The sequence below is a fragment of the Nonomuraea polychroma genome (assembly GCF_004011505.1).
Lineage (GTDB): Bacteria > Actinomycetota > Actinomycetes > Streptosporangiales > Streptosporangiaceae > Nonomuraea > Nonomuraea polychroma.
Window position 1 is genome coordinate 2,458,974 of the sequence record NZ_SAUN01000001.1, and the last position, 24,363, is coordinate 2,483,336.

General features: G+C 68.8%; 22 protein-coding genes and 1 pseudogene. 15 read left to right on the forward strand and 8 right to left on the reverse strand.

Translation table 11 applies throughout. The features are described from left to right. The 4 genes and pseudogenes from EDD27_RS10930 to EDD27_RS58600 form a co-directional block, all read right to left on the reverse strand. Window positions 1-567 carry an amino acid ABC transporter ATP-binding protein gene (locus tag EDD27_RS10930; RefSeq protein ID WP_127932302.1) on the reverse strand — a complete coding sequence of 189 codons (567 nt, stop codon included), beginning with the start codon at window positions 565-567 and terminating at the stop codon, window positions 1-3. Continuing rightward, complete coding sequence (locus tag EDD27_RS10935) at window positions 564-1,343, reverse strand: amino acid ABC transporter permease (protein ID WP_127932303.1); 780 nt, start codon at window positions 1,341-1,343, stop codon at window positions 564-566. The genes EDD27_RS10930 and EDD27_RS10935 overlap by 4 nt, the downstream gene beginning before the upstream one ends. Then, window positions 1,340-1,729, reverse strand: a complete 390-nt coding sequence (locus tag EDD27_RS58595; RefSeq protein ID WP_164903571.1) for a transporter substrate-binding domain-containing protein — start codon at window positions 1,727-1,729, stop codon at window positions 1,340-1,342. Before EDD27_RS58595 ends, EDD27_RS10935 begins: the two co-directional genes overlap by 4 nt. Continuing rightward, window positions 1,690-2,178 (reverse strand): annotated as a pseudogene (locus EDD27_RS58600) (transporter substrate-binding domain-containing protein); the annotation flags it as partial. The gene EDD27_RS58595 and the pseudogene EDD27_RS58600, both read right to left, overlap by 40 nt. A gap of 163 nt (window positions 2,179-2,341) precedes the next feature. On the opposite strand from EDD27_RS58600, the gene EDD27_RS10945 reads away from it, so the two are divergent. From EDD27_RS10945 to EDD27_RS11010, 14 genes are all read left to right on the forward strand, one after another. Continuing rightward, window positions 2,342-2,902 (forward strand): MBL fold metallo-hydrolase, encoded by a 561-nt coding sequence (locus tag EDD27_RS10945; RefSeq protein ID WP_127932305.1) that lies wholly within the window; start codon window positions 2,342-2,344, stop codon window positions 2,900-2,902. A 49-nt stretch (window positions 2,903-2,951) separates the two neighbouring features. Continuing rightward, on the forward strand, window positions 2,952-3,968 hold the full coding sequence (locus tag EDD27_RS10950; protein WP_127932306.1) for a LacI family DNA-binding transcriptional regulator: 1,017 nt from the start codon (window positions 2,952-2,954) through the stop codon (window positions 3,966-3,968). Between the two features lie 391 nt (window positions 3,969-4,359). Continuing rightward, window positions 4,360-5,181, forward strand: a complete 822-nt coding sequence (locus EDD27_RS10955; protein ID WP_127932307.1) for an isocitrate lyase/PEP mutase family protein — start codon at window positions 4,360-4,362, stop codon at window positions 5,179-5,181. Window positions 5,182-5,380: 199 nt separating this feature from the next. Further along, the gene (locus tag EDD27_RS10960) at window positions 5,381-6,886 is read left to right on the forward strand and encodes a rhamnulokinase (RefSeq protein WP_127932308.1); all 1,506 of its coding nucleotides are present in this window, start codon (window positions 5,381-5,383) and stop codon (window positions 6,884-6,886) included. Next, window positions 6,879-7,664, forward strand: a complete 786-nt coding sequence (locus EDD27_RS10965) for a DeoR/GlpR family DNA-binding transcription regulator (RefSeq protein ID WP_127932309.1) — start codon at window positions 6,879-6,881, stop codon at window positions 7,662-7,664. Before EDD27_RS10960 ends, EDD27_RS10965 begins: the two co-directional genes overlap by 8 nt. Window positions 7,665-7,900: 236 nt before the next feature. Next, window positions 7,901-8,965: an ABC transporter substrate-binding protein gene (locus EDD27_RS10970; RefSeq protein WP_127932310.1), complete on the forward strand. Its 1,065-nt coding sequence runs from the start codon at window positions 7,901-7,903 to the stop codon at window positions 8,963-8,965. A 48-nt stretch (window positions 8,966-9,013) separates the two neighbouring features. Then, complete coding sequence (locus tag EDD27_RS10975; RefSeq protein ID WP_127932311.1) at window positions 9,014-10,558, forward strand: sugar ABC transporter ATP-binding protein; 1,545 nt, start codon at window positions 9,014-9,016, stop codon at window positions 10,556-10,558. Continuing rightward, entirely contained in the window at window positions 10,551-11,510 is a 960-nt protein-coding gene (locus tag EDD27_RS10980) for an ABC transporter permease (RefSeq protein ID WP_127932312.1), read from the forward strand. Before EDD27_RS10975 ends, EDD27_RS10980 begins: the two co-directional genes overlap by 8 nt. Further along, complete coding sequence (locus EDD27_RS10985) at window positions 11,507-12,517, forward strand: ABC transporter permease (RefSeq protein ID WP_127932313.1); 1,011 nt, start codon at window positions 11,507-11,509, stop codon at window positions 12,515-12,517. Before EDD27_RS10980 ends, EDD27_RS10985 begins: the two co-directional genes overlap by 4 nt. Then, complete coding sequence (locus tag EDD27_RS10990) at window positions 12,514-13,596, forward strand: Gfo/Idh/MocA family protein (protein WP_127932314.1); 1,083 nt, start codon at window positions 12,514-12,516, stop codon at window positions 13,594-13,596. The genes EDD27_RS10985 and EDD27_RS10990 overlap by 4 nt, the downstream gene beginning before the upstream one ends. Continuing rightward, on the forward strand, window positions 13,593-14,606 hold the full coding sequence (locus EDD27_RS10995) for an ABC transporter permease (RefSeq protein ID WP_206641350.1): 1,014 nt from the start codon (window positions 13,593-13,595) through the stop codon (window positions 14,604-14,606). Before EDD27_RS10990 ends, EDD27_RS10995 begins: the two co-directional genes overlap by 4 nt. Next, window positions 14,603-15,352: an ATP-binding cassette domain-containing protein gene (locus tag EDD27_RS11000; protein ID WP_127932315.1), complete on the forward strand. Its 750-nt coding sequence runs from the start codon at window positions 14,603-14,605 to the stop codon at window positions 15,350-15,352. Before EDD27_RS10995 ends, EDD27_RS11000 begins: the two co-directional genes overlap by 4 nt. A 50-nt stretch (window positions 15,353-15,402) precedes the next feature. Then, on the forward strand, window positions 15,403-16,359 hold the full coding sequence (locus EDD27_RS11005) for a sugar ABC transporter substrate-binding protein (protein WP_164903572.1): 957 nt from the start codon (window positions 15,403-15,405) through the stop codon (window positions 16,357-16,359). Window positions 16,360-16,525: 166 nt separating this feature from the next. Beyond that, complete coding sequence (locus EDD27_RS11010; protein ID WP_127932317.1) at window positions 16,526-16,837, forward strand: type 1 periplasmic-binding domain-containing protein; 312 nt, start codon at window positions 16,526-16,528, stop codon at window positions 16,835-16,837. Between the two features lie 7 nt (window positions 16,838-16,844). Here EDD27_RS11010 and EDD27_RS11015 read toward each other — a convergent pair whose 3' ends face one another. After that, the gene (locus EDD27_RS11015) at window positions 16,845-18,068 is read right to left on the reverse strand and encodes an oxygenase MpaB family protein (protein WP_127932318.1); all 1,224 of its coding nucleotides are present in this window, start codon (window positions 18,066-18,068) and stop codon (window positions 16,845-16,847) included. A 176-nt stretch (window positions 18,069-18,244) separates the two neighbouring features. Between EDD27_RS11015 and EDD27_RS11020 the strand changes: the two genes are divergently transcribed. After that, entirely contained in the window at window positions 18,245-18,892 is a 648-nt protein-coding gene (locus EDD27_RS11020; protein ID WP_127940617.1) for a TetR/AcrR family transcriptional regulator, read from the forward strand. Window positions 18,893-18,901: 9 nt separating this feature from the next. Here EDD27_RS11020 and EDD27_RS11025 read toward each other — a convergent pair whose 3' ends face one another. The 3 genes from EDD27_RS11025 to EDD27_RS11035 form a co-directional block, all read right to left on the reverse strand. Then, entirely contained in the window at window positions 18,902-19,156 is a 255-nt protein-coding gene (locus EDD27_RS11025; RefSeq protein WP_127932319.1) for a hypothetical protein, read from the reverse strand. Between the two features lie 272 nt (window positions 19,157-19,428). Next, on the reverse strand, window positions 19,429-22,161 hold the full coding sequence (locus EDD27_RS11030) for a glycosyl hydrolase family 95 catalytic domain-containing protein (protein ID WP_241563967.1): 2,733 nt from the start codon (window positions 22,159-22,161) through the stop codon (window positions 19,429-19,431). Window positions 22,162-22,523: 362 nt separating this feature from the next. Continuing rightward, window positions 22,524-23,852: an RICIN domain-containing protein gene (locus EDD27_RS11035; RefSeq protein WP_241563968.1), complete on the reverse strand. Its 1,329-nt coding sequence runs from the start codon at window positions 23,850-23,852 to the stop codon at window positions 22,524-22,526. Between the last annotated feature and the right edge of the window lie 511 nt (window positions 23,853-24,363).

The window sequence follows — 24,363 nt, forward strand, 5'->3', positions numbered from 1 at the left end:
TCAGATGATCTTGGATAGGAACGATCGCGTACGTTCGTGGACGGGATCGGTGAAGACCTGGGCGGGTGGGCCGACCTCGACGATCTTTCCGGCGTCCATGACGACGACCCGGTCGGCCACCTCGCGGGCGAAGCCCATTTCGTGGGTCACGACCAGCATCGTCATGTGCTCGCGGGCCAGCTCCTTCATCACCTCGAGCACCTCGCCGATCATCTCGGGATCCAGCGCGCTCGTCGGCTCGTCGAAGAGCATCAGCGCCGGCCGCATCGCCAGCGCGCGGGCGATCGCGACCCGCTGCTGCTGCCCGCCGGACAGGTTGGCCGGGTAGGCGTCGGCCTTGTGTGCCATGCCGTGGCGGTAGCCGACGAGGCGACCGGTGACCGTGATGCTGCCGCTGTCGATCGTCTCCAGATGGTTCACCGTACGGAGGAACGTGGTCTTGCCGGCGCCAGACGGGCCGATGAGGACGACCACTTCGCCACGACTCACCTCGAGAGAGACGTCGTCGAGCACGACGTGGCCACCGAGCGCGCGAGTGACGTGCTCGGCTCGGACGATCACGCTCATGGCGCCTCCGCCCGGACCACGGCACGCCCGCCGCCGAAGAGCCGCTGCCGAATCGTCGGCGGTCGCGATACCCCGGCCGACGCGCTCAGCCGGCCCTCGATCCAAGCCTGGACGAACGACCACAAGGTGGTGAGCATCAGGTAGTACAGAGCCGCGACGATGAACACTTCGAACGTGCGGAAGGTCGTGGAACTGATCGCCTGGGTGTTGAGGAACAACTCGTCCACGCCGATCACACTCAAGATGGAGGTGGTCTTCATCATGGCGTTGAAGTTGTTGCCGAGCGGCGGGACGATGAAGCGCAGCGCCTGCGGCAGGATGATCCATCTCATCGCGGAGCGCGGTGTCATGCCGATGGCGAGCGCCGCCTCCGTCTGCCCCTTCCCGACAGAGTCGATTCCCGCACGGATGATCTCCGCCATGTAGGCGCTCTCGTTGACCGCCAGCGTGACGAGGGCGGCCTGGAACACGCCGGTGACGGTCACGCCGAGCAGGGTGACGTCGGAGAAGGAATAGATCTCGGCCGCGGCCATGCCGTTGTAGACGAGAACCAGTTGCACCAGTAGCGGGGTGCCGCGCAGGATCCAGATGTAGAACCCGGCCACCGCGGTGACCCAGCGACGCCTGGACCGGCGCATCAGCGCCACGCCAAGCCCGATGATCACTGCCAGGAACTGGGCGAGGACCGAGATGTAGACCGTACGCCAGAGCCCCTCGAGAAACGGCCCCGACGGGCGAAGGAGCGCGTCCCAGAAGAATGCCGGGTCGAAACTCATGGCTCCAGCCTGTTCATCTGGAGATTCCACTTCGCCAGGATCTTGTCGTACGTCCCGTCCGCCCGGATCTCGTGCAGGGCCTTGGCCAGCGCGCTCCGCAGCGGGGCGTTGCCCTTGCGCACGGCGATACCGGCCTTGATCTTGTCGAAGGACTCTCCAGCGAAGGCGAAGAGGCCGGGCTTCTGCCCATGTAGTAAGCGGCGGTCTCGCTCGTGGTCGCGTATGCCTGCGACCGGCCGAGCGCCAGTTCCTGCAGCGCGGCAATGTCCTGATCGAACCGGGTCAGCTTGATGGCCGGCTTGCCGGCCGCCTCGCACTTCTTCGACTGATCCTCGAGACGCGCGGCGGCCGTGGTGGAAATGAGGGTCGACGCGGTCAGCCCGCACAGGCTCTCGTCCAACCCGGTGACGCGTCGGGGATTGGCCTTGGCCACGAGGATCGACTGCCCGGAGTACATATAGGGGACGAAGTCGACGACCCTTTCCCGCTCCGGCTTGATGTAGAGCTGGGACAGGATCGCATCGCACTGCTTGGCCACCAAGGTGGGGATGATGGAGGCGAACTTGGTGTTGCGCCATACCGCCGCCACACCGAGCCTGGCCGCGAGCGCCTCGCCGATCTCCACGTCGGCGCCGCTGGGTTTTTTGTTCTTGTCGTAGAACTCCAGTGGCGGGGCGGAGATGTCGGAGCAGTAGACGATCTCCCCGTCCTTGATCACCGCAGGAGGCGCGACCATCGCCTTGCCGCCGGCTGGAGCAACCGTCTCCGTTTTCGCCGCCGTTCCGCATGCGGTCAACGACAGTGCGGCGGCCATCGCGAATATACGACCGTGCATTCCGTACCTCCACCCAGACGAGCTTGCGGGTGAGGGCCATTGAGGTTGATTAACGAATTAACCTCAACCCCGTACGGTAACAATCTCGTTGCATGGCCACAGAATGACGACCGAATCGGTCGCCATCTTTCTTGCTGGCAACGGTTTCCGTATGCTGCCTCGCATGCCAGCATTCGTTCACGTCCTCACGGACGGATACGCCGACGAGCGGGTCGCCAGCACCGTGACGTTGATCCGGGAAGGCGACCTGATCGCCGTGGTCGATCCGGGCATGGTCGCCCACCGCCGGCTCATCCTGGACCCTCTTGCCGAGTTGGGCCTGCAACCCGAGCAGGTCACCGACGTGGTGTTCTCTCACCATCACCCGGATCACACGTTGAACGCCGCCCTGTTCCCCGAGGCCCGCTTCCACGACCACTGGGCGATCTACTCCGGCGACGAGTGGGTGGAACGTGAGGCCGATGGTTTCGAACTGTCGCCCTCCGTCCGGCTGTTGCGAACCCCGGGGCACACGGCGCAGGACATCACCACGGTGGCGGAGACCGATGACGGGCTGGTCGTCGCCACGCATTTGTGGTGGAGTGCCGACGGGCCGGCCGACGACCCGCTGGCCGAGGACGGCCACGCGTTGAGACGATCGCGCGAGCGCGTGCTCGCGCTACGTCCGAGCCTGATCATCCCTGGTCACGGCGGGTCATTCGTCCCGGTGGAGACGGCCGAATGACAGCCGGCGGGTAACCTCCGCGAAACGCCACGAGCGTACGATTGTAAAGGTGCCCCGAAAGCCCTCACCCGACGTGACCATGGCGGATGTGGCGCGCGTGGCCGGAGTGTCGATCGCGACCGTCTCCAACGCGCTCAACTCGGCCGGCCGCATGTCCCAGAGCACGCGTGACAAGGTGCGGCGCGTAGCACGAGAGCTCGGCTACCTTCCTGCCAGGGCGCACACGAGAACGCTGGGCCTGGCGGTCACCACCGACCACCCCGCCTCATGGGGCTTCGCGGAAATCCCATACTTCTCCCAGGCCATCCAGTCCGCCACCGCTGTCGCACACGAGCACGGCTACGGGCTCGTCGTGCAGCCCACCGCTGTCGGTCTGGAGCGGTGGGCCGTTCTGGCCGTCGACGGCATGCTGCTGATCGACAGCCCGAAGGGCGATCGCGTTCGCGCCGATCTGCTGATGCGCGGCGTGCCCGTCGTCCACATAGGGAGACCGGTCAGCGCGGAGCCGGACGACATCTGGGTGGACAACGATGTCGAAGGCGCGGTGCGCGGCGTGCTGGACCACCTGTCGCAGGCCGGTGCACAGCGGGTCGCCCTGCTGGGCGGCGACACCACCGACTACTACATCCAGGCCTGCATGACAACGTACCGTCAGTGGTGTGCCGAGCGGGGAGAGCCCGTCCTGCTCGAACTCATGAGACGCAAGAATCCGGCCCCTGCCGTCGCCCGCCTCCTGTCCCGGGACGATCCTCCTGACGCCATCTTCGGTCCATACGACCGATGCGGGCACGCCGTGCTGTCGGCCGCCCGTGGCCATGGCCTGCGGATCCCCGAAGACCTCCTCGTGGCCTGTGCGAGCGAGTCCAGCGCCTACGAGACGACAACACCGCCGGTCACCACGCTGTCCCTCGATCCCGTCGGAGCGACCAGAATCGCCACGGAACTCCTCATCCAACTCGTCGAAGGAGGAACGCCTGCGGTGTCAGGAGGCGTGGTCCATCACACTCGCCTGCTGGCCCGAAAGTCGACCCTCCGCGTCGCAGCCGATCATCTGTCCACGGCCTGATGTCCCGGCCAGTGGCTGTCCCACAGGAATGCGGCCCTCCTGGCGAGCGACCGGCATCTCCGGAAGCGTCCTGAGATCGCTTAGAAGGTGTCTCCAGCCCCTCGTAAGCGATCTTTGATCACGGTGAGGCGGGAGCAGGGCTACCGCCACATGCGGAGTTTGGGTGTGGCCGGTGACGCCGTGCACTCCACAGTGGTTCGGGTGTGGTGGGGGGACGCATCGCAGCCAAAGACCTGGAGTCTATGCATAGACATGCACAAGATGGTATATATTTACAGCCATGGTCCGGCTGTATCGCCGACGGCCATGCCACCCCCTCACGGTCCTTCCGGCATACGGCACCGCCGTGGCCGCTGCCGATCCGTTGAACACACGTGATGGAGTGCCACATATGGCATCACTTGTTGACAAGGCCCGGTTGTTCCGCTCGTTCCACATCCCGGGGCGGCCGCTGGTCCTGCCCAACGCGTGGGATGCGGCAACCGCGCGGGTTGTGGTGCAGGCGGGTGCTCCCGCGGTGGCCACCACCAGCGCGGGTGTCGCTTGGTCACTGGGACACGGTGACGGTGATCACCTCACCCGTGACCAGGCGCTTGCCGCGCTCGCCCGCATCGCGGCGACCGTGAACGTCCCGGTCACCGCCGACATCGAACGCGGCTACGCCGCCGACGCCGCCGGTGTGGCCGAGACCGTGCGCGGTGTGCTGGACGCCGGGGCCGTCGGCATCAACCTCGAGGACGCCCTGCGCCCGGTCGGCGAGCAGGCCGAGCGCATCGCGGCGGCCCGCGCGGCGGCGGACGAGGCAGGGGTTCCTCTGTTCGTCAACGCCCGCATCGACACACACCGGCTGCCGCCCGGCGACCGTGCGGCGTGGTTGAAGGAGACCCTGATTCGCGCCCGCGCATACACCATGGCCGGCGCGGACGGGATCTTCGTCCTCGGCGTCCTGGACGCGGGAACCGTCCGGACCCTGGTGGATTCGGTTCCTGTGCCGGTGAACGTGTTGACGGGTCCCGGGGCACTGCCCGTGTCCGAGCTTGCCGCTGCAGGCGTGGCCCGTATCAGCGCCGGGTCCTCGATCGCGGAGGCGGCGTACGGGCTGGCCGCACGCGCCGCGCGCGAGCTGCTCACCCAGGGCACGGCGAGCGCTCTGGAAGGTGGACTCGACTACCCGGCCCTGAACACCTTGCTCCTGGCAGACACCATGCGTTGAGTGGGTGAGCGCGGCGTCGGCCCACGGGCGGGGCGCGGGGGCGTCTGTGACACAAACCGACACCGGGATGCCTGTTTTCCCACATCCCCTTCCCGGCGCCGGCGTGCCGCCCAGGCCACCGGCGACCGTGGTCGCACCGCCCCTCGAACCGTGACCTTGCGGCACCTTCCGAGCGCCGTCAGCAGGATAGGCTCGGCCTGTGCCCACCTACGTCGCCGTGGACCTCGGGGCCGAGAGCGGCCGGGTGCTCGCGGGGGAGTTCGACGGCGAGCGTCTCGTGGTGAGCGAGGCCCACCGCTTTCCCAACGTGCCGGTTCGCATTCTCGGCGGGCTCCACTGGGACGTTCTGCGCCTGCTGGCGGAGACGCGTGCCGGGATCGGGCGTGTCGTCGGCGAGCGTCGGGTCGTCAGCGTGGGCGTGGACGCGTGGGGCAACGACTTCGGGCTGCTCGACCGCGACCAGCGGCTCGTGGCAAACCCCCGGCACCATCGCGACCCCTACACCGCCGGCCTGACCGCCCTGGTCTCCTCTCAAGAGCACTACGAGGTGACGGGTGTGCAGGCGCTGCCCATCAACACCTCGTGCCAGCTGCTCGCGCACGCCGGGTCGCCGCTGCTGGACGCCGCCGATCGGCTGGTGATGTTACCGGACCTGTTCACCCTCTGGCTGAGCGGCGAGACGCTCACCGAGCGGACGATCGCGAGCACCAGCCAGCTCCTGGACGCCCGGACCGGCCGCTGGGCCGGCGACCTCATCGCCCGGCTCGGGCTGCCGTCACGTCTGTTCGGCGGGGAAATCGTCGAGCCCGGCACGATCGCCGGGCCGCTGCGGGACGAATCCGGTCGGCCAGGCAAGGCCGTCGTGGTCGCCGTGGCCGGTCATGACACCGCGTCGGCGGTTGCGGCGCTCCCCGCCGTCTCCGGTTCGAGCGGCTCCTCTGGCGCAGTCGGGTACGTCTCCTGCGGCACGTGGTCGCTCGTCGGTGTGGAGACGGCCGAGCCCATCACCACCCCAGAGTCCCGGCTAGCCGGGTTCACCAATGAGGGTGGCGTGCTCGGCACCGTGCGGTTCCTGCGCAATCTCAACGGTCTTTGGCTGCTCCAGGAGTGCCGCCGAGCTTGGGGGACCGGTGCCTCGTATGCCGACCTGGTCGCCGAGGCCGAGGCTGCGCCGGCCTTCGGCCCGCTGATCGATCCCACCCACCTGGGCTTCCTGAAGCCGGAGGACATGCCGGCACAAGTCGCGGCGTTCTGCCGCGCGACGGGCCAGCCGGTGCCCGAGGGCCGGGCCGCGATGGTGCGATGCATCCTGGAGAGCCTGGCGTGCTCCTACCGCCTGGTCCTGGAGCAGGCCGAGGAACTGACCGGCCGCCCGGTGGAGGCTGTACACCTCGTCGGCGGCGGTGCCGCCAGCGACATGCTCTGCCGGCTCACGGCGGACATCGGCGGGCGGCCCGTGCTCGCGGGGCCGGTCGAGGCGACCGGTATCGGCAACCTCCTCGTCCAGGTCATGGCCCACGGGGGCATCGGTTCTCTTGACGAGCTGCGCGAGGTGGTCCACCGGTCGTACCCGCCCCGGACATACCTGCCGGACAGTGAGCGCGAGCCGTACGATGCGACGTATGTCCGGTTCCACCAATTGACCGCCGTTGACAACTTCTGGAGTAAAGTAGCGTCCCAGAGGTGCCCGACCATAGATGAGTGAGCCCGGTCCCATGCTGATCGCAGAGCGGCGACGCCGCATCCTGGAGCACGTGCATGAGCACGGGTATGCCTCGTTCCGGGAGCTGGCCGGCGCGCTCGGCACCTCGGAGTCCACTGTCCGGCGGGACCTGCGGTCGCTCGTCGGCGAGGGCCTGCTGGACGCCACTCGGGGTGGCGTGACTCGGCCCGTCTTCCCCCCGGCGGCGCGTCCGGTCTCCGCGGACGCGGTGGCGGCCGAGCGCGAGGCCATCGCCGCCCACGCCGCGACGCTCGTGGAGCCCGGCACCGCCGTCCTGCTCGGTCCCGGGCGCACCACCGCGGCGCTGGCCCGCCGGCTCGCCGAGCTGCCGTCCCTCACCGTCGTCACCAACTCCACCATGGTGGTCGAGGCGCTCATGGACGCGCCCCACGTCGAAGTCGTCGCGGTGGGCGGCACGCTGCGCCGGTCCATCCACGCCTTCGTGGGGCCGATCACCGAGCAGCACCTGGCGGGCCTCCGTGGCGCGCAGACCTTCCTGTCGGGCGACGGCGTCACCCCCGAGAGGGGACTGACCACGCCCAACGTCTTCGCCGCCGCCACGGACCAGGCCCTCGCCGCGGCCGGCCGCGAGGTCGTCGTCCTCGCCGACCACTCCAAGATCGGTCACGACACGATGTGCCAGACCGTGTCCACCGAGCGCATGAGCGTCCTGGTCACAGACCCGAAGGCGGACTCCGTCATGGTGGACCGGCTTGTCGGCGCACAGGTCGACGTCCACATTGCTGACATGAACCGATGAGTTCTGACGCAAACTGACATCTTTTCGGGGCGCATAACGAGTCAGCAACGCCCATCCTCCGCCGTTGTCGCATATGACCAGCTTGCAGGCATCCAAGCGGCCTGCTGCCGCACGTTGTCCTGGCGACGCATATTGACACATCGGTGACCGCCGTGGCTATCATCCTCTCAACTTCCTGTCAAAACAATGCAAATCATGGCAGGTGGTGCCCGTTCCCTCGGAAGGAGGGTCACTTGATGCCCCGCAGAACAACGGCTGCGGCCGCTGCCGGCCTGCTGGCGCTCACGTTGAGCGCGTGCACCAGGTCCGTCGGCGACGGCCCGGCGGACGCCGGCGCGTCCGCCCAGCAGCAGGTGGAGGCCACCTCTGGAGATGCGTCGCTGTGCACCCCGGAGCGGTACAACGGCGGAGTGCCCAAGCTGGATCTGAAGAACGTCACCGTGGGGTTCGCGCAGTCGGAGAAGGAGGCGAACCCGTTCCGGATCACCGAGACGCAGTCGATCAAGGACGAGGCCGCTCGGCGAGGCATCAAGCTGATCACGACGAACGCGCAGTCGGACCTCAACAAGGAGATCGCCGACATCCAGGGCATGATCGCCCAGGGCGCCAAGGTCCTGATCATCTCCCCGCTCAACTCCGAAGGGCTCGACCCCGCGCTCAAGGCGGCCCAGGATGCGAAAGTCCCGATCATGACGATCGACCGGCTGCTCACCACCAAACGGGCCTGCGTCGACTACCTCGGCTGGATCGGCTCCGACTTCGTCAAGCAGGGTGCCCGAGCCGCCGATGCGATGATCACCGCGACGGGAGACAAGGGAGAGGTAGCGATCCTGCTCGGAGCCTCAGGGGTGAACGTCACCGTCGACCGGACCAAGGGGTTCAAGGATCAGCTCGCCGCCAAGGGCTCGGCGCTGAAGGTCGTGGCCGAGCAGACCGGCGACTTCACCCGTGAGAAGGGCCGCGCGGTCACCGAGCAGCTCATCTCCGCCAACCCCGGCATCAGCGCCATCTACGCGGAGAACGACGAGATGGCCCTCGGCGCCGTCGCCGCGCTCAAGGCGGCGGGCAAGAAGCCGGGAGACGTGAAGATCGTCACGATCGACGGCACTCGTGGCGCGGTCCAGGGCATCGTCGACGGCTGGATCGCCGCGGTCATCGAGTCGAACCCACGGTTCGGACCACTCGCCTTCCAGGCGCTCGAGGACTTCTACGCCGACAAGGGCGTACCGGCGAAGACGATCATCTCCGACAAGGAGTACACCCCTGAGAACGCCAAGGCCGAACTGGCGAACGCCTACTGAGGCCGGGGGGCGGCCTGGACCGCCCCCACGACGTCCGGGAGCGGGCACATGAATGAACCGGTGTGCGAGGCGCACGCCATCTCCAAGCGGTTCGGCGGGACCGTCGCCCTCGACCAGGTCTCGTTGCGGCTCGACGCCGGCGAGGCCCACGCGCTGGTGGGAGAGAACGGGGCGGGAAAGTCGACGCTGATCAAGGTGCTCACCGGGGTGCACAGACCCGAGGACGGCACGATCCGCTACCTCGGCCGGCCGGTGTCCTTCTCCGGGCCCGCCGACGCCCAGGACGCCGGGATCAGCACCATTTACCAGGAGGTCGAGCTCGCCCCGCTGCTGAGCGTGGCGGACAACCTCTTCCTCGGCAGGGAGCGGATCACTCGCTTGAGGCTGCTCGACCGGTCGCGGCTGCGGCGGGAGGCCACCGAGGTCCTCGCCCGCTACGGCGTGGCCGTAGACGTCCGCCGGCCGCTCGGGGAGCTCGGTCTCGGCATCCGGCAGATGGTGGCGATCGCCCGTGCGGTCAGTGCGCGCGCCCGATTGGTGATCATGGATGAGCCGACTTCCTCACTGGCCCCACGCGAGGTGGACCGGCTCGCGGACGTCATCGAGGTGCTGCGCGAGCAGGGCATCGCGATCCTCTACGTCACTCACAAGCTGGATGAGGTCTTCCGCGTGTGCCAGCGGGTGAGCGTCCTGCGCGACGGCCGTCTGGTCCACACCGGTCCCGTCCGGGAGATCTCCCGTATCGGCCTGGTCGCCGCGATGCTCGGCCGGCCGGTCGCCGAGGTGCGCCGCCACGGCGTGACGAGCTTCGGCGAGGCCCACGAGGTGGGCCGCGCCGCGCCGGTTCTACGGGCCGAGGCCCTCGTTCGCGCGCACGCGCTGCACGGCGTCTCCGTCGAGGTACGCCCGGGCGAGGTGGTGGGACTCGCGGGCCTGCTCGGCTCCGGCCGGTCGGAGACGGCCAGGGCGGTGTTCGGCGCCGACCCCCTCGACGCCGGGTCGGTGGAGGTGGCCGGGCACGCCCGCCGGCGCTGGAACCCCGCCATCGCGATCCGTTCGGGTGTCTGCATGGTGCCGGAGGACCGCAAGGCCGAGGGAGTCGTGCCAGGGCTGTCGGTCCGCGACAACATCACGCTCGCGGCGCTGCCCCGCCTCACCCGCGGCGGGCTGGTGTCCCGCCGGGCACGAGACCGCATCGTCGACGCATTCATCCGCCGCCTCGGGATCAAGGTGTCGTCGCCCGACCAGAAGGTGGGCGAACTGTCCGGAGGCAACCAGCAGAAGGTGCTGCTCGCCCGCATGCTCTGTCTCCATCCCGCGGTGCTGATCCTCGACGAGCCGACGCGGGGCATCGACATCGGCGCCAAGGCGGAGATTCAGGCGCTCATCGACGAGCTCGCTCAAGAGGGCCTCGGCGTGCTGCTGGTGGCGGAGCTGGAGGAGATCGTGGAAGGCGCCGACACCGTCGTGGTCCTGCGGGACGGGACGGCGGCCGGCGTCCTGCGCGGCGCGGAGATCGGTGAGCGGCGGATCATGGAGCTGATCGCCGCGGCCGACTCGGACGGATCTGCCGGTGGGCGGTTCGATGACTGAGCCGACCGTGGCCGGCCGCACGGGCGCGGCGGGGCGGGTGACCTGGCTGTCCGATTACGGGGTCTACCTCGCCCTCGGCGTCCTGCTGTCGTTCAACCTGGTGTTCACGCCGAACTTCGCCACGGTCGCGAACCTGCGGCTCCAGCTCGTCCAGGTAGCCCCGGTGGCCATCGTCGCCCTCGGCATGGCACTGGTGATCGGCACCGGAGGCATCGATCTGTCGGTCGGCTCCACGATGGCCATCGCGGCGGCGTTGCTGCCGCTCTACCTCGGCTACGGGCCCTGGCCCGCCATCGCCGTCGCGGTGCTCGCCGGTGCGGCCGTGGGACTCGTGAACGGCGGGCTGGTCGCCTACGGCATCCAGCCGATCGTCGCCACCCTCGGGCTGCTCGTCGCCGGACGGGGGATGGCGCTCGTGCTCGCGGACGGCCGGCTCGTCGAGATCTTCGACCCCACGCTGGCCGCCATCGGCGGCGGGCAGGTGCTTGAGGTCCCACTGCCCGTGCTCATGGCCCTCGCGGTCGCCGCCGCCGCCGCGTTCGTCCTGCGCTGCGCCGCGTTCGGCCGCAGGCTGCTGGCCGTGGGCGGCAACCGGCCCGCGGCGCTCCTGGCCGGCCTGCCCGTACGGCGGACGCTGGTCACGGTCTACGTGATCAGCGGGGTGCTCGCGGCGATGGCCGGAGTGCTCACGACCGGGCGGCAGAGCGCGAGCGACCCCTCGTTCACCGGGCTGCTGATCGAGCTGAGCGCCATCACCGCCGTGGTCGTGGGCGGCACGCCCCTTGCCGGAGGCCGCGTCCGGATCCTCGGCACGCTGATGGGGGCGCTGCTGATGCAGCTCATCATCGCCACGGTCATCCAGCACGACCTGCACGACTCGACCGCCCGGATGATCCAGGCGGCGATCATCGTGGCCGCCGTGTACGCGCAGCGGAACAGGAGCGGGACGTGACGACCGGACAGGCGGAGCGTGCCGCCCCCTTCTCTCCGGCCGCCGGCACCGGGCGGACGCGGTTGGCGGCACTCGCCCGGCGGCACGGGGCCGCCCTGGTGCTCGTCCTCGTCGTCCTCCTCGGGTCGCTGACCTTCGGCTCGAACTTCACCGGACCGGGGAACCTCGGCGCCATCGCGCTGGACGCCTCCTACCTGCTGCTGGTCGCGACAGGCATGACGTTCGTGATCCTCTCCGGCGGGATCGACCTGTCCGTCGGGTCCGTTCTCGCGCTGTCCGGTGTCCTGGCGGCGTACGGCTCCCGCTGGGGGACGGCGGGAGCGGTCCTGCTGCCCCTGGCGATCTGCGGGCTGATCGGCCTGGTGAACGGGCTGCTGGTCGGACGGGCCCGGCTGGCGCCGTTCGTCGTCACCCTGGCGACCCTGCTGTTCGCCCGAGGGCTGGCCTTCGCGGTCTCCCAGGAGGGTAACCAGGTCTACATCATCCCGGCCGACCTGGCCCTCACCCGGATCGGACAGGCCAGTGTTCTCGGCGTCGGGGTCCCGGTGCTGATCGCCCTCGCGGTCTTCGCCGCGGCCGGTGTGGTGCTCAACCGGACCCGATTCGGCCTGCGGGTCTTCGCCGCCGGGAACGGGGACGGGCACGCCGCCGAGCTCATGGGGCTCCCGGTGGCCGGCATCCGGGTCCGCGTCTACGTGCTGAGCTCCCTGCTGGCCGGCCTCGCGGGAGTCCTCATCGCCGCGCAGACCGCCTCGGGGCTGCCCACCCTCGGCGAGGGCAGGGAACTGGAGGCCATCGCGGCCGTCGTGATCGGCGGCACGCTGCTCACCGGCGGCGCCGGATCGCTCGGGGGGACCCTCGCGGGCGTGCTGCTGCTCAAGGTGATCCAGAACCTGATCAACCAGGTGGGCACGCTCAGCTCCGCCTACCAGCAGGTGGTCAGCGGCACCTTCCTCGTCCTGGTCGTACTCGTCCAGGCCGCCCTGGCAAGGAGGAGACGACAGTGAACGGCAATCGGACCAGGGTCGCGGTGGTCGGCACCGGCGACTGGTGGGGCTTCCACCACGCCCGCGTGTTCTCCGGCCGCGAGGACGCCGAGTTGTGCGCCGTCGTGGGCCGGACCGAGAAGCGAACCGTCGAGCGCGCCCGGCGGTTCGGCGTGCGGCCCTATCTCGACGTGGAGGAGATGATCGCCCGGGAGCGGCCCGACCTGATCTCCGTGTGCCTGCCGAACGAAGACCATTTCGCCACCACCCGGCTGCTGGTCGAGGCGGGGATCCCACTGCTGGTCGAGAAGCCGCTCGTCTTCTCGCTCGAGGAGGCGGACGTCCTGATCGCCGAGGCCGAGGCCCGCCGGCTCTTCTTCGCCATCAACTTCAACCACCGCTACGCCCGCCCCGTACGGCTGGCGGCGGCGGCGATCGAGCGCGGCGAGCTGGGCCGGCTGGTCTTCGCGACCTGGCGGTTCGGGGGAGAGGCCGGCACGAGCCGGCACCCCCACGCCAACCTCATCGAGACCCAGTGCCACGGCTTCGACATGGTCGAGCACCTGTGCGGCCCGATCGCGTCCGTGACGGCCCAGATGACCGGCGGGCCCCCGTACACGACGATGGCGATCGCCGTACGGTTCGCGAGCGGGGCGGTGGGGACGCTCCTCGGCACGTACGACTCGTCGTACGCCTACCCGGGAACCCACCTGCTGGAGATCAACGGCACCGGCGGCCGGATCCTCGTCGAGGACACCGTCCGCCGCTACACCTACACGCCGGCCGGCGACGAGACGAGCCGGGTGTGGCAGGCCGGCTACTTCAACGACGCCGACCGGGGCTTCCACGCCACCTTCGACCGGCACGTCGACGAGGTTCTCGCCGCCCTGCGCGCCGGCGATCCGCCGCCCGTCCACGCGCGCGCCGGTCGTCGCGCGCTCGCGCTCGCGCACGCCGTGATCCGCTCGTACGAGTCGGGGAAGCGGGTGGACACCGCCCCCGGCGAATCCCTGTCAGCCGGCAGCCTGGACACCCCCTCCAGCCGGGCGCGGACGACGTCGCCGGCCACTCACGACGACCCGTCCGGAGCGGTGACGTGACCGTCGAGGCCGGAGCCCTGCGCCGCCTGGGCAGCGATCCGCTGCGTCTCGCGCTGCTGGCCATCCGGCTCGGCCCGGTGCTGATCCTGCTGCTCCTCGTCGTGATCATGAGCATGTTGTCACCCGCGTTCCTCACCATGCTCAATCTGGGCAACGTGCTGGCACAGAGCGCGGTGATCGCGGTGCTCGCCATCGGGCAGCTCCTCGTGATCCTCACCCGGGGGATCGACCTGTCCGTGGGATCGACTCTGGCGCTCGCCTCCGTGACCGGGGCCCTGGTCTACTCCGCCGCACCGTCCGGACCGGTCGTCGTCCTCGCCATGCTCGCCACCGGCATGGCGGTCGGCGCGATCAACGGCATGGGCTACGTCCTGGGCCGGCTGCCCCACCCCTTCATCATCACGCTCGCCACCCTGAGCGCGGCACGGGGCCTGGCCCTGTGGCTGTCGGGCGGGCAACCGCAGCAGGGCATGCCGGAGATCGTGCAGATGATGGGCAGCGGCTCGGCAGGCTGGCTGCCGTATTCGGCCTTCCTGGTCGCCGCCGTGGCTCTGGCCGTCGTCCTGCTCACCACGCGGATGGTGTGGGGGCGCTGGATCTACGCCGTCGGCGGGAACCCGGAGGGAGCCCGGAGGACGGCGATCCCCGTCGACCGGGTGGTGATCTCGGTGTACGTCCTGAGCGGCCTGGCCGCCGGGATCGCCGCGATCGTCACCTCCGGCCGGCTGAACGCCGGTTCCCCCACCTTCGGCGACCTGGCCGAGCTCGACTCGATCGCCGCCGTGGTCATAGGGGGCGCGAGCTTCCTCGGCGGCCGGGGTGGCGTAGGCAACGCACTCGTGGGGGCACTCATGATCGGAATCATCCGGAACGGCATGAACCTGCTCGACGTCGATGCCTTTCTGCAGCCGATCGTCATCGGCGTCGTCATCGTCATGGCCGTCGAGTCCGACGTCGTCCGCGGGCGGCTGGAAAGCCGCTTCCGCATCACGCAGGCGGCGCGGTCATGACGCCCGCCCTGGCCGTTCGCGGCGCCACCAAGCGCTTCGGCGCCGTCCTCGCCCTCGACGGCGTGGACCTGGTGGTGTTCCCCGGCGAGGTGCTCGCCCTCCTCGGCGACAACGGGGCGGGCAAGTCCACGCTGATCAAGTGCATCAGCGGCGTGCACCGGCTGGACGCGGGATCCATCGAGATGGGCGGGGCCGCGGTGACGACGGGCTCGCCCGCCGCCGCCCGAGCCCTCGGGATCGAGACCGTCTACCAGGATCTCGCGCTGTTCGACAATCTGGATCCCGCCGCGAACTTCTACGCCGGGCGGGAGATCGCCGGGCCGCGCTGGCTTCCGCGCGGCCTGCGGCTGCTGCGCCGCCGGGACATGTCCCGGGTGACGGGTGAGCTGCTGACACGCCTCCAGGTCGGGATCGCCGACCCCCACGCCGCGGTCGGTCTGATGTCCGGAGGCCAGCGGCAGGCCATCGCCGTGGCCAGGGCCGCGGCGTTCGCGTCGAAGGTCGTGATCCTCGACGAGCCGACGGCGGCGCTCGGGCTGCGCGAGTCGCGGCGAGTGCTCGATCTCATCCTGCGCCTACGCGAGGAGGGCCACGCCGTCATCGTCGTCTCCCATGCCATGGATCACGTGATCGAGATCGCCGACCGAGCCGCAGTGCTGCGGCGCGGTCGCAAGGTCGGCGAGATGAGACCTACGCCGGACAACCGGCAGGCGATCGTCTCGCTCATCGTCGGAGGCGACTCGTGACCTCCCCCCGGCGTTCCGCGCCACCGCCCCTCCCGAAAGTGATGAGAACGATGGCACCACACCTCCGGTCAGCCTCGCTGGCCCTCGCACTGGCGCTCTGTCTCGGCGCCTGCTCCACCGGCTCCGGTACGTCCACGACTGGGGCGTCTCCCGGCGCCGCCGAACCGATCAAAGTTGGATTCATCACGAAATTCCCGGTCGACTTCTACGACACCATGGTCGACGCGGTGAAGACCTGGAACCGCGGCCACCCAGACGTCGAGGTCCTGTTCGGCCAGGGCAAGAGCGGCACGGACGACGAAGGCGAGACGGCCCAGATCGAGTCGATGCTCGCCAAGGGGGTCAAGGCCATCGCGATCACGCCGACCAGCCCCAACCTCCAGAACGTTCTGCAGAAGGCCGTGGACGCCGGAGTAAAGGTCGTCCTGGTGGACAACGACATCCCCGGCTGGGCAGGCAAGTCGTCGGTGGTGGCGACCGACAATCTCGCGGGCGGCAAGCTGGCGGGCGCCTGGCTCGCCGAGCGCGTCAAGCCCGGCTCGACGATCGCCGTGCTGCAGGGGCGGCTGGGCAACCCCTCGCTCGACGACCGCGTCACCGGCATGCTGTCCACGCTCGGTGACGGGGTCACCGTGGTCTCCAAACCCGCCACCGACTGCGACCAGACCAAGGGGCTCAACGCCGCCCAGGACATCCTGGCCGCTCATCCCGGCATCGCCGCCATCTATGGGGCCTGCGGGCCGCCGATCCTCGGCGCCCTCCAGGCCGTCAAATCCGCCGGCAAGAAGCCGGGCGAGCTCGTGCTGGTGGGCTTCGACGCCTCGCCGGGCGAGCTGAAGGCCATCGCCGCAGGTGAGGTCGCGGCGTCGGTCGCTCAGTTCCCCGCCAAGATGGGCTCGATCGGCATCGAGACCGCGGTCGCCGCGGCCCGGGGCCAGACGGTCCAGGCGATCATCGACACCGGCACCGAGATGGTGACGAAGGAGAACGTGGCCGGCTTCCAGTGAGGCCGCAGGAACGAGGCTTCGCGGAGGCTCTCGAGGCGACGGGCCGCAGCCCTGTGGAACGGCGACATCCACACCGCCCTCGCGCCTTCGTCCGGCCGTCCGGCGTCGGCCGGTCCGGGACTTATCGACGATGACGTAGCTCAGCGCATCTGAAGGGAGATCGTCCATGCCCCGTAGCACCCGCGTCCGCACCAGAATCGCCCACGCCGTCCGGGTCGTCGAGCCGGACAGCAGCCGGGTGCTGGAGGTCATCACCGACCAGCCGGGCCTGCAGTTCTACTCGGGCAAGTACGGCGCTCAGGACGCGTGCGCGCTGCTCGTCACCGAGTTTCAGTGGACCGGGTCGAAGGACTCGATCGTGGCCGAGATGGTCAACGCGACCAACGCCGCCTCCTCGGCCAAGGCCGACGGGCTGGGGGTGGCGGTCGTGGACAAGGCGGCCTTCAAAGAGCCCGTCAATGCGAGCGGCATCCCTTAGACCGTGATCAGCTGGGCCGGTTGCCCGTCGGAATCACGATCTTGGTTTGTGCCCCCTTGGTGAGGTAGTACGTGGTCCACTTCTTGACCATCTCGTCGAGGAGCCAGGCGGCGGCGGGCACCAGCGGCAGCCCGATCAGACCCTCCCGGAACCGCACCAGTAGCGGCCAAGCGGTCTTGACCACCGGGTCCCACAGCGGCTCGCGTCGGATGCCGTTCCAGTCGGCCACCTGGTCGCCGGTGAGGTACCTGGCGAACGCGTTGACGAGAGGCTTGTCGATGCCGCCGGGGCTGGTCAGCTCCGCGAGCATGTCCCGCAGGATGGCGTTGAGTTCCACCCCCTCCGGGGTCGGCCCCATGTTCCTGGGCAGGACCAGGTCCGACTGGGCGTAGGAGGAGTCCCAGGTGGCGGGGAGGAACTCGTCCCTGATGCCGAGCATGTGCCCCAGCATCTGCACCGAGTGCAGGTACCCCGCGGCCTCAGTGGAGGAGATACGCACCTTCCACTCCCGCATCCCGCGCATGGAGTAGGTCGCCAGGGTGTGCCACGTGACGAGCATGTCCTCCTGGCTGATCGGGATAGGGCCGGACCAGTGGGGAGACGACTTCAGCAGGTGCCGCACCGCCGCGTGCACCAGCCGGGTCTTCACAGCCTCGACCACGGCCGTGCCGCCGGCACCCCAGGCGTTTCGCGGTCTGACCGCGTACGCCAGGATGTTGGTCTTGGCGATCCGGTCTTTCAGATCCGCACCGCCCGCGGAGTAGTAGACAGCGCGTGCCTCCTTGGGGATGGCGGTGGCCAGCATCCCGGCGCCGACAATGGTGAGGACGACGATGTAGTTGCCCTTGAGCGCGTGGAACCGCGCCCCGGCATCCAGCATGGTGGGGTCGGCCCACGACGGCAGCTGACGCGCCTGCTCGATGAAGGCCCGCAGATCCTCCGGCAGTCCCGCGGGCAGGGGCTGGTCGTTGCGGTTCCAGTCGTACAGCAGCCGGTTGACCTCGGGTATGACACCGCGGTCGAACAGTGAGGCGAGGAGCGGATCGGCCACGTCGTCCCACACCCATCGGGGGTCGGCGCCGCTGCCGGAACCCGCGATCGAACCACTGGCCGGCCAGGTCCAGTCGCCGGACGGGGAGTCCGCCTGGGCCGGGGAGGCCATCCCTAACGCACCGAGCGCTCCCAAGGCGGTGCCCGAGATCAGCACCTCGCGCCTGCTCAACTCTGCCATGCTCTGCACTCCTTCGAGGTGGGGTCCCGCTCAGGGCATGCGAGAAAATGGATGATACTGAGAAACAAATCGTGAATCTGTGTATCATCAGAGCACAATGTGACGAGCATCACAAGACCGCGTTTGAGGCAGAATCCCTACAGGAGGTGATCGTGGAATCTGTGCTGTCCGGATTCATGGCGCCGTCGGACTCGGACTCGTTGCTGGAGCGCGCCTATTTCGATGCCGTCGAGCGCGTCGACGACAGCGACGAGCTGCGGACGCGCATCCTTGACGCGGCGTACGAGCAGTTCTGCCGGATGGGCATCAGGCGCTCCACCATGGAGGACGTCGCCCGACTGGCGAAGGTGTCGCGGATCACGGTCTACCGGCGGTTCGACACCAAGGACACGCTGATCGAACACGTGGTGCGCCGGGAGTTCCGCCGCTATTTCGACCAGTTCCTCATCGACATACAACAAGCCGGCACCGCTGCCGACAGGGTGGTGCTGGGCTTCGTGAGCTCATTGCGGGCCATTCGCGGCAACCCGCTGATCGGCGGACTCATCGCCACGGAACCGGACCTGCTAGTTCCCTCCATGACGGCTGACGGGGGTCAGACCCTCGCGACCGTGCGGCATTTCGTCGCCGGCCAGCTCCGCGGCGAGCAACGCGCGGGCAACGTGTCGAGCAGCCTTGACGTCGACCTCGTGGCCGAGATGATGGTGCGGATCTCCACCTCTTTCCTGACGATCCCCAGTGCCATCATCAACCTGGACGACGACGAGCAGCTGGCCGCGGTGGCCCGGCGGTTCCTCGTGCCCATGCTTGAGCCACCAGCCTGAGCTTCAGTCTCAGGGGCGGTCCGGTCTGGTGGACCCGGCTTGGCAAGGAGGGACGGCACCGACCACGCCAGCCGCAAGGAACAGGTCAGCATGATCCGCCGAGGCGTCATGTGGCGAATCGGGGCGGTCGCGCCGGATGGCCGCGCCCAGTTCCTTCACTAGCAAGGCATAGGCACTGCGCAGCTGGTCACGAAGGGCGGGGTCGCGCGTGGCCTCAGGGAAGAGTTCGTCGAAGGCGCGATCCTCGAGATCGTTCTCGGACACCCACTCCCGGCTGAACAAGTACCTGACGAACAAATATCCGGCCGCCTTATAAGGAAGCCTTATAAGGCCCCGCAGACGGCTCGCCTTCCTGCCGGCCGAGGCCGTGCACGCGTCCGGGGTGCCGGGCGTGGTGGCGTGCGGGCTGATCATGGCCAGGCCGGGACGCACGTGAAGGGCTGCGGAACGTCGGCCGGCTCATGGCGTCGCCGCAACCGGTGGCCTGTTGCGGCGAAGCGCGCGTTGGGTTGAGGTCTGCGAGGGTCGCCGGGTTTTCACACGCCCGTAACGGTCCATTGGTTGTTGGTGCTGTTGTTCGGCGTCCACATGGCCACGGTGGAGCCGACGGTGCTGTTGCCCATGCCGTCCAGGGCCGTGCCGGTGCCGCGGTTGATGATCTGGTAGCGGCCGTTGCCCATGTTGTTGAGGCGCCACTGCTGGTTGTTGCCGCCGTTCCACGCCGCCTGCCTGGCGTTGGCGCCGTTGGCGGTGTTGCCCCAGCTGTCGGCGACCATGCCGTTGGTGCGGTTGACGATGCGGTACCAGCCGCCGCCCAGGTCCACGAGCTGCCACTGCAGGTTGGTGCTGCCGTCCCAGTTCCACTGCTTGATGTTCGAGCCGGAGGCGACATTCCCGCCGCTGTCCAGCACCAGGCCGGTGGTGACATTGGCGATCCGCACGTAGCTCGCCGGCGCAGGGCCGGACCCGGTCATGCGGTACGTACGACCGGCTTGGCCGGTCAGTCTGATGACGTCGCTCTCGGGTTTGGCGACGCTGACGGTACCGCCCGTCGTGGTGTCGACCACCTCGTAGGTTCCGGCGAAGATCCGGCTGCGTACGTTGACCGTCCCGTCACGGTCGAACCTGATGAGGATCTCGGCGGTAGCCCCGCCGGAGCTCCACGTCGCGTCCACGGTGTAGCCGCCGCGCCCCCGAAGACCCTGCACCTTCCCGCTGGGCCAGGCCGCCGGCAGCGCCGGCAGCACGTGCAGCTCGCCGTTGTGGCTCTGCAGCAGCATCTCGGCGATGCCGGATGTCGCCCCGAAGTTGCCGTCGATCTGGAACGGCGGATGCAGGTCGAACATGTTCGGCGCGAGCCGGGCCGTCGTCACGAGGGCGCGGATCAGGTCGTGCGCCCGCGTGCCCTCCTCCATCCGCGCCCAGTAGTTGATCTTCCAGGCCAGCGACCAGCCCGTACCGTCGTCACCGCGCAGTTCGAGAGTCCGCCGGGCGGCGGTGTACAGCGCGGGGGTGCCGCGCTTGGTGATCTGGTTACTGGGGTGCAGGCCGTAGAGGTGGGAGATGTGCCGGTGGTTCTGCTCGGTCTCGACCCAGTCGTACAGCCACTCCTGGATGTTGCCGCGTGAGCCGACCTGCATCGGCGGGAGCCGGTCCCGGGCGGCCAGGACCTGCGCCCGGAAGCTCGCGTCCGTGCCGAGGAGCTCGCCGGCCTTGGCGCAGCCGTTGAACAGGTCCCGCAGGATCTGGTTGTCCATCGTGGGTCCGGCGCACACGCTGACGCCCGCGTGGTGGGTCAGTTCCGGCGAGTTCGACGGGTTCGTGACCAGATATCTGAGGTTCGGTTCCTCCACGAGGGTCTCGAGGAAGAACTGCGCGGCCCCCTTCATGGCCGGGTAGTACTGCCGGAGGAACTCGAGGTCGCCGGTGAAGAGGTAGTGGTCCCAGATCATGGTGGCCAGCCACGCGCCGCCGGTCTGCCACATGCCCCAGGTCGCGCCGTCGACGACCGAGCTGCCCCGCCACCCGTCGGTGTTGTGGTGGGTCACCCAGCCGCCGGCGTTGTACTGCACCCGGGCCGTCCGGGCGCCGCTGACCGTGAGGTCGTTGATCATCCTGAACACCGGCTCGTAGCACTCCGACAGGTTCGTCGTGTCGGTCGGCCAGTAGTTCATGGGCAGGTTGGCGTTAAGGGTGTACTTCGAGTCCCAGGCCGGGGTCAGCGAGTCGTTCCAGATGCCCTGCAGGTTGGCGGGCTGGGTGCCCGGACGCGAGGAGGAGATCAGCAGGTAACGGCCGTACTGGAACAGCAACGCCGAGAACTGCGGGTCGTTGCTGTTCGCGTGCTGCGCGATCCGTACGTCGGTCGGCTGGTCGGCCGCCGCGGTGCGGCCGAGGTCGAGCGCGGTGCGCCCGAAGAGCCGTTGGTAGTCGGTGACGTGCCGGCCGCGCAGGTCGTCGTAGGTCCTGGTGGCGGCGGCGTCGAGATGGCGCCGGGCGATGCCCTGGTAGTCGCCGCTGACGTCCTTGTAGTTCACGTAGCTGGAGCCGATGGAGATCAGCACCGTCACGCTGTTGGCGGACCTCACCTGCAGTGTGCCTCCGGAGCTGCTGACACTGCCGCCTTCGGCGACGGCCCGGGCCAGTGCCAGGAACCTGACCTTGCCGGCCAGGCCCCTCTGGTCGCCGGAAATGCCGTCGAGCCCCACCGTCGTGCCGTCCGGGCTCGACCGCGTCGTCCGCTGCGGGCTGTCGAACGTCGCGGAGAACGTGATCGAGCCCGGCCTGTCGGCGGTCAGGCGGAGGGCGATCACCTGATCCGGCGCGCTCGCGAGCACCTCGCGCCGATACCGCACGCCGTTCTGCAGGTACGTCACCGTCGTCGTGGCCGCGGTCAGGTCCAGCCAGCGGTTGTATTCCGAGACGCCGGTGGCGCTGCCGAAGGTCAGTCGCAGGTTGCCCACGGGCTGGTACGCCAGCTGAGCGGAAGGGTTGCCCAGCATGTTCTGGTCGATCAGGCTCTGGGCCTGGCTCCACTGGTTCTGGAAGACCAGCTGCCGGATCTGCGGCAGCGCCGCCGCACCCCTCGTGTTGCTCTGGTCGTACGGCCCCCCGGCCCAGATGGTGTCCTCGTTGAGCTGCAGCCGCTCGGCGTCGACGTTGCCGAACACCATGGCGCCCAGGCGGCCGTTGCCGATCGGGAGAGCGCGGAGCCAGTCCGTACCGGCGCTCCCGTCGTACCACAGCGCCAGATCGTTCGCGGCGCGCACCTCCGGAGGAGCCACCGACACGGCCCGGGCAGCCGCCGTCCACTGCCCCGGCAACAGCGCACTTCCAGCTCCAACCGCGCCGAATCTCAGCACTTGTCTTCGCGATAATTCCGCCATTTCGGTTCTCCCAGCCTATGGGGTTGCGGGTGGACGGCCTCCGTCGGGTACGACCGCGAGCGTGGAACCAACGAGGAGGTCTCAGGAACTACCGCCGTGCTCCTCAGGCAATGGCTGCGCGTCCTGCGCTCGCTTACTTCAAGGACCCTTTCTCCAGCGATGGTGCAGCTGTTCACCTCACTCATCGCCGGAGCGATGAGTCGCCCCGGCGATGGCGCGTCGTCAGCTGTCGCAGGCTGTCAGTATTAGACGCGGGTCCACTTCTGGTTTGTGCCGCCGTGGCACGTCCAGATCTGCACCTTGGTGCCGTTGGCAGTGCCGTACCCGGACACGTCCAGGCACTTGTTCGCCCCGACGGCGGTGACGGTGCCGTCGGCGTTGAGTCGCCACTTCTGGTTGTTCTGCCCGTTGCAGTCCCAGATGATCACGCTGGTGCCGTCCGCCGTCCCGGCCCCGTTCACGTCCAGGCACTTGCCGCCGTAGACCCGCAGCTCACCGGCGCTGGTGGAGGTCCACTGCTGGTTGGCCTGCCCGTTGCAGTCCCAGATCTGCGCCTGCGCGCCGTTGGCCTGCGAGGCGCCGCTGACGTCCAGGCACCGGCCCGACCCCACACCCTTGAGCGCGGTCCCCGGCGGGGGTGGGTTGACGCCTCCCAACTGCGTGAAGAACTCCCACACCACTGGTCTGGTCCAGGAGTTCTCGCCGGGTTCGAAGTCGCCGGGCCTCCCGTCCACGGGACCGGGAGTGTGACCGGCGTCGAACGCCGCCCATGCGACGGGATACCCGGCCCTGCACCCCGAGTAGTAGGTGACGATGTGCGTCAGGCTGCCCTGCGCCGGCTCCGGCGGGTTCTGGGGCGTGCAGCCGTTGTTCCTGACGAACCTGTCACGCAGCGACCGGCCCAGGGAGATGTTGAGCACCGAGTCCCTGAGGCCGTGCAGTCCGATGTACGCGACGGGCTCCGTGCCGCCGCTGCACCCGCTGAGCTGCGCGCCGGCGTAGACCGCCACCGCGCGGAAGACCGTCGCCCGGGCGCACGCCAGCGCGTAGCTCATGCCGCCGCCGTAGCTGAAGCCCAGGGCGAAGCGCTGGGAGGTGTCCACACAGAGGTCCGCCTCGATCCGCCGGATCATGTCGTCGACGAAGGTGATGTCCTCACCGCCCGAGTTGGCCCAGCCATTGTTGATGCCCTGAGGCGCGACGAAGATCGCGGTGTTGTTCGACAATGCCCTGAGCCCGTAATAGGACCAGGGATACCCGCTGGTTCCGCCCGAGTCGACATCGTTGGCGGTGCCGCCATTCCAATGGAACCCGAATATCAACCGGTAGGGGGTCGTGTTGTTGTAGTTGTCCGGAATTCTCAGGATATAGCTGCGATTCTTCCCGCTGGTGGTAATCGACTGCGTGCCGCTTCTCAGCGTCGGAGTCTGGCCGCATCCCGCGGTGGGCGCGAGGGCGCTCTGTTGTGCGCGCGACGGGGTCGCGCTGTCTCCCAGCGCCGTTTGAGCCGGGGTCAGGACGACGAGCAGTGCCGTGGACGCGATGGCGGTTAAGAGGGATCTAAGCCTCGACATCACGCACATTCCTTTGCCGTTCTCGTGGTGACACACGTAGATGGGAAAGCCACTTCCTCCACCTTTTCCGGGGATGAGGGCGTCGGCGACCGGCGTTTCTGGTCTCTGACTCCGTGAATACCGGGTCGACGCGCCGCGCCGTGTTCTGCCGATCGAAACTCACCGGCCCGGCGTACATCGACCGGCCGGGCGAGTTCCAAAGTGTTAGCGCTAACTCAGCGCCTCCGTAATCGGATCTCCTTTCTCCGGGGCGGCTGGAGGCGACGGTGCAGCGGAGCAAATATGACCGTGACAAGACCTGTCAAGGCCCGGCCTCATCGACGTCGGGGTTCCCTCGCCCGAGACGACCCGCCGCTCCTGCGTCTGGCCAGGGCAAGCGGCCGTGGTCACCGCTGAAGTGCCGCGATGAAACTTTCACGGTCGGCCAATCGGATCGTTCCGAGCGCCCGGACGCTGCGGCGGACGACGGCTACCGGCGGTCACCGGCAGCACTCATCGGCGATGCTCGACT

Bases quoted from the DNA above. Each gene is read 5' to 3' on its own strand.
- EDD27_RS11000 (WP_127932315.1), top strand. From the start codon at position 14,603: ATGACGCCCGCCCTGGCCGTTCGCGGCGCCACCAAGCGCTTCGGCGCC.
- EDD27_RS10955 (WP_127932307.1), top strand. From the start codon at position 4,360: ATGGCATCACTTGTTGACAAGGCCCGGTTGTTCCGCTCGTTCCACATC.
- EDD27_RS10970 (WP_127932310.1), top strand. From the start codon at position 7,901: ATGCCCCGCAGAACAACGGCTGCGGCCGCTGCCGGCCTGCTGGCGCTC.
- EDD27_RS10930 (WP_127932302.1), bottom strand. From the start codon at position 567: ATGAGCGTGATCGTCCGAGCCGAGCACGTCACTCGCGCGCTCGGTGGC.
- EDD27_RS11020 (WP_127940617.1), top strand. From the start codon at position 18,245: ATGGCGCCGTCGGACTCGGACTCGTTGCTGGAGCGCGCCTATTTCGAT.
- EDD27_RS11015 (WP_127932318.1), bottom strand. From the start codon at position 18,068: ATGGCAGAGTTGAGCAGGCGCGAGGTGCTGATCTCGGGCACCGCCTTG.
- EDD27_RS10945 (WP_127932305.1), top strand. From the start codon at position 2,342: ATGCCAGCATTCGTTCACGTCCTCACGGACGGATACGCCGACGAGCGG.
- EDD27_RS11035 (WP_241563968.1), bottom strand. From the start codon at position 23,852: ATGTCGAGGCTTAGATCCCTCTTAACCGCCATCGCGTCCACGGCACTG.
- EDD27_RS10965 (WP_127932309.1), top strand. From the start codon at position 6,879: ATGAGTGAGCCCGGTCCCATGCTGATCGCAGAGCGGCGACGCCGCATC.
- EDD27_RS11005 (WP_164903572.1), top strand. From the start codon at position 15,403: ATGGCACCACACCTCCGGTCAGCCTCGCTGGCCCTCGCACTGGCGCTC.
- EDD27_RS11010 (WP_127932317.1), top strand. From the start codon at position 16,526: ATGCCCCGTAGCACCCGCGTCCGCACCAGAATCGCCCACGCCGTCCGG.
- EDD27_RS10975 (WP_127932311.1), top strand. From the start codon at position 9,014: ATGAATGAACCGGTGTGCGAGGCGCACGCCATCTCCAAGCGGTTCGGC.
- EDD27_RS10935 (WP_127932303.1), bottom strand. From the start codon at position 1,343: ATGAGTTTCGACCCGGCATTCTTCTGGGACGCGCTCCTTCGCCCGTCG.
- EDD27_RS10980 (WP_127932312.1), top strand. From the start codon at position 10,551: ATGACTGAGCCGACCGTGGCCGGCCGCACGGGCGCGGCGGGGCGGGTG.